Raw genomic sequence first — 3,672 nt, forward strand, 5'->3', positions numbered from 1 at the left:
GAGTAAGTGATTATGTAGAGTTCTCATAATCAACTTACAGAAACATTATTTTCTAGCGCCTATTTCGGCGTCTTAGCAATAAATACTCAACATAATTTTTTATACTGGTCATGGAGGTGATGTTCTATGAACAGTAACGTTGAGTTCTTAAAACTGATGCGCAGGGCACGGGATCACATGGAAGAAAACGGTTTTACTTCCACATCTGTTACCTGCTATATGCGCACCTGGCGCAGTGTGTATAATTTCGGCCTCAGTAAAGGCAGTACACATTACAGCGCCGAACTTGCTGAGCAGTATATGCTCGAAAAATACCGCGTGTCGATTGGGGAAAGCCAACTGAATGGCGAACAACTTACGCCTTATATGTCTCAGAAAGTGCGAGCCCTCAAAGCGTTAACTGATTTCAAGCTTCATGGATTTGTCCCCAAAATCACACGTGGATTAGGCATTGAATGGCCAGAAGAATATGAAAACATCTGCAAAATGTATCTTGAAGATCTAAAATCATATGGATATGCTGACCCGACTTGGAGAAAGCATGAAATCGATGTATATCGCTTTGTATGTTTTCTCCATACTCGGGATGTTGCTCCCGAAAAAATAGAAGCAGTCAATTTATATGACTACTTCAAAACAATCACTCATTATTCAAAACCAAGTTTAGTAACAATCAGGAGCAGCTTGGTAAGAAGCTTAAAATTCTTCTACGCACAAAGGGTAACCTCCAAAGACTTGTCAGAGTTTGTGCCTCGTATTTATTACTATGCAAAGGCAAAAATAGACAAGGTTTGGAGCGAGGATGAGATAGAACGGATGCTTAATTCCATAGACCGCGCAAACCCAACAGGTAAACGTAACTATGCTATTATGGCAATCGCAGCCAATCTTGGCTTACGTACAGGTGATATCCTGCAGTTGACCATAGAAGATTTTGACTGGAATCGAGGCTGTATCAACATTACGCAGCAGAAGACTGGAGAGCCTCTGACACTTCCTATTCCTGAGCAGATAGGAAAAGCAGTTATCGATTATTGGATGAACGGCAGACCGCAAACCATTGCCAAAGAATTATTTGTCGAGCATGTACTTCCTTATCAGAAACTGACACACGGCATCATCTATCACATGTTTAACAAGTATTATGAAAGCAGTGGTATTGTTGCCCAGGACAATCGACAGCATGGGTTACATTCTTTCCGTCACAGTCTCGCCAGCAGACTTCTGGAAAAAGATACACCTGTGAATGTAATCAGTAATATTTTGGGCCATGTGGATTCCAATACTGCCAAGTCCTATATACAGATCGATATTGAAAAGCTTCGTCAATGCGCATTGGAGGTACCTGATTATGAATAATGATACTGCGTTAAAACCTATACCAGTATCAGAGTTGGAATCGTTTTTTCAGGATTTCCTGGAATTCAAACGAGCTACCGGGTTAAAGTACGTCAGTGAAGAGAGAACGCTTCGATACTTTAGCCGTTATTGTCGGGAGCACTACCCTGATTCTAATGTTCTAGAGGATGCATTATTTAACTGGATCAACGAAAATGACAATAGAAGTCAGAAAACCAAATCCAATCATGCAGGAGTAATGACTGCATGGGCTAAATATATGTTTTCTCTGGGTTATATGCAGATGCGGATTCCTGATATCCGTTGTTCCAGAAACACAGCCTTTGTTCCTCACATTTTTACGGCAGAAGAATTGTCATTGATTTGGAAAGAGGTTGATAATCTCAAACCGGTACGAGGGTGTCCAAATCTACACAGATGCATTCCAGTGCTCTTTCGATTGTTATATAGCTGTGGACTTCGTATTTCAGAAGCATTAGCTATTACCACCGACGATATTAATTTTGAAAACAATGTAATTACTCTGCGTCACGCTAAGCTCGACAAGGATCGCTGGATACCCATGAGTGACACCATGGTACAAGTATTAAAAAAATATGTAGAATATCAGAAGGATAAAATTCCCTCTGATTCCCCCATATTTTATTACCACTCAGGAGAGCTCCTGAAAGCCTCAACTGTTTATGGCCGCTTTCGTCTGACTCTTGAAAAGTGCAGAATTCCCTATGAAGGTAAGCTTCGTGGGCCAAGACTTCACGATTTTCGGCATACATTTGCAGTTACCACAATGAATCGGCTTTCTGATGAAGGAATGGATCTTTACGTTTCACTGCCTATACTTTCTGCATATCTTGGACATGTAGGGCTAGAAACAACGGAAAGATATATTCGACTAACAGAAGATCGCCTTTCAACAATAACGGACAGCATGCAATTACATTTGCCAACAGTATTTCCGGAGGTAAAAGATGATGAAGAAATCTAATTCTGAAACCTTTGGGTACTATCTGAACAAATATCTTACTGTTTATCTGCCGGGACAGAGAGGTCTTTCGACAAACAGCCTTCTCTCTTATAGAGATGTCTTTTCACTTTTTATTGTTTTTCTCAAAACGGAAAAGCGGATCACACCGGAAAAGCTTGATATGTCATTTTTGATAAAGAATCTTATTGTTGAGTTTGCTGAGTGGCTTGAAAACAGTCGCGGCTGCAGCCTGACATCGCGCAATCAGCGCTTTGTTATATTACGAAGCTTCTGTCGATGGCTTGCTACCGAAAACCCTGAATTTCTAAAACTATCCGAGGAAATATATGCCGTTAAGCTTAAAAAAGCAGCAAAACCGGTGATGACATATCTCTCTGCAGATGCAATGGGTTGTTTGTTAAAGCAGCCAGATTCATCAACCAATTATGGGCTCAGAGACCTTACTTTATTAGCATTTACCTATGATACAGGTGCAAGAGTCAGTGAAGTCACTGATCTCAAGTTTAAAGACATCCGGTTTGAAGCCCCGCCTATCGTAAAGATAACTGGCAAAGGCAACAAGGCCCGGATTGTCCCTCTTCTTCCACAGACAATGAACTATCTAAAGGAGTACATTAAACGGTGGAAGATTAACTTATTGGATTCACAGGAACAGTATGTTTTTACCAACCGCTCAGGAGGGAAACTTACTCGTTCTGGAGTCAAATATATCCTGGAAAAGTATGTGGAAGCAGGAAAAACAGAAAATCCTGTGCTATTTCCTGATAAAATATCTCCACATACTCTCAGACATACAAAAGCCATGCACATGCTGCAAGCCGGTAATAACATCGTTTATATCCGTGATGTTTTGGGCCATTCTGATCTGAATACTACTGAACGATACGCCCGAGCTGATACAGCAATGAAAAGAGATGCATTGGCGAAAGCTGAGATTCCTATGCCAGAGCCAGCAGATCTACTGCCAGACTCATCTATTGACCTAAGCGGCCGCAGTGTCGAGGATGATATGGCAAACTGGCTGAAGAACTTCAGCAAAAAATAATGTTGAGTAGTTAAATAGAGTAATCTCTGAAAAGCGCTGATTTACGTCGGTGCTTTTCTTTTACTCTACATAATCACTTACTCAACATAAGCCTGATTATGTGGAGCTCCACATAATGCGTTCGCAGATATCAAAGAAACGGAGGAACCTGAATGAAGAAATTCTGGAACTGGGAGCGGGACGAAGATTCCGGCGCCGGAAAAATTTACCTTGACGGCGTGATCGCCGAAGACTCCTGGATTGTTAACGACATCACCCCAAAGCCATTTACAGCGGCACTTGC

Annotated in this window: 3 protein-coding genes; all 3 read left to right on the forward strand. The window is 41.3% G+C overall.

Annotated features, from left to right (window positions below):
• The first annotated feature begins 126 nt into the window (after positions 1 to 126).
• From AC6I5A_RS00885 to AC6I5A_RS00895, 3 genes are read left to right on the forward strand one after another with little or no spacing between them, the layout of a single operon-like run.
• Positions 127 to 1,359 carry a tyrosine-type recombinase/integrase gene (locus AC6I5A_RS00885; protein WP_052167806.1) on the forward strand — a complete coding sequence of 411 codons (1,233 nt, stop codon included), beginning with the start codon at positions 127 to 129 and terminating at the stop codon, positions 1,357 to 1,359.
• A complete protein-coding gene (locus tag AC6I5A_RS00890; RefSeq protein ID WP_052167807.1) occupies positions 1,352 to 2,344 on the forward strand; it encodes a tyrosine-type recombinase/integrase in 993 nt (330 codons plus the stop codon). Before AC6I5A_RS00885 ends, AC6I5A_RS00890 begins: the two co-directional genes overlap by 8 nt.
• Positions 2,328 to 3,389, forward strand: a complete 1,062-nt coding sequence (locus tag AC6I5A_RS00895) for a site-specific integrase (protein ID WP_497900385.1) — start codon at positions 2,328 to 2,330, stop codon at positions 3,387 to 3,389. The genes AC6I5A_RS00890 and AC6I5A_RS00895 overlap by 17 nt, the downstream gene beginning before the upstream one ends.
• Positions 3,390 to 3,672 lie beyond the last annotated feature (283 nt).

The sequence above is a fragment of the Desulfosporosinus sp. Tol-M2 genome (assembly GCF_059735615.1).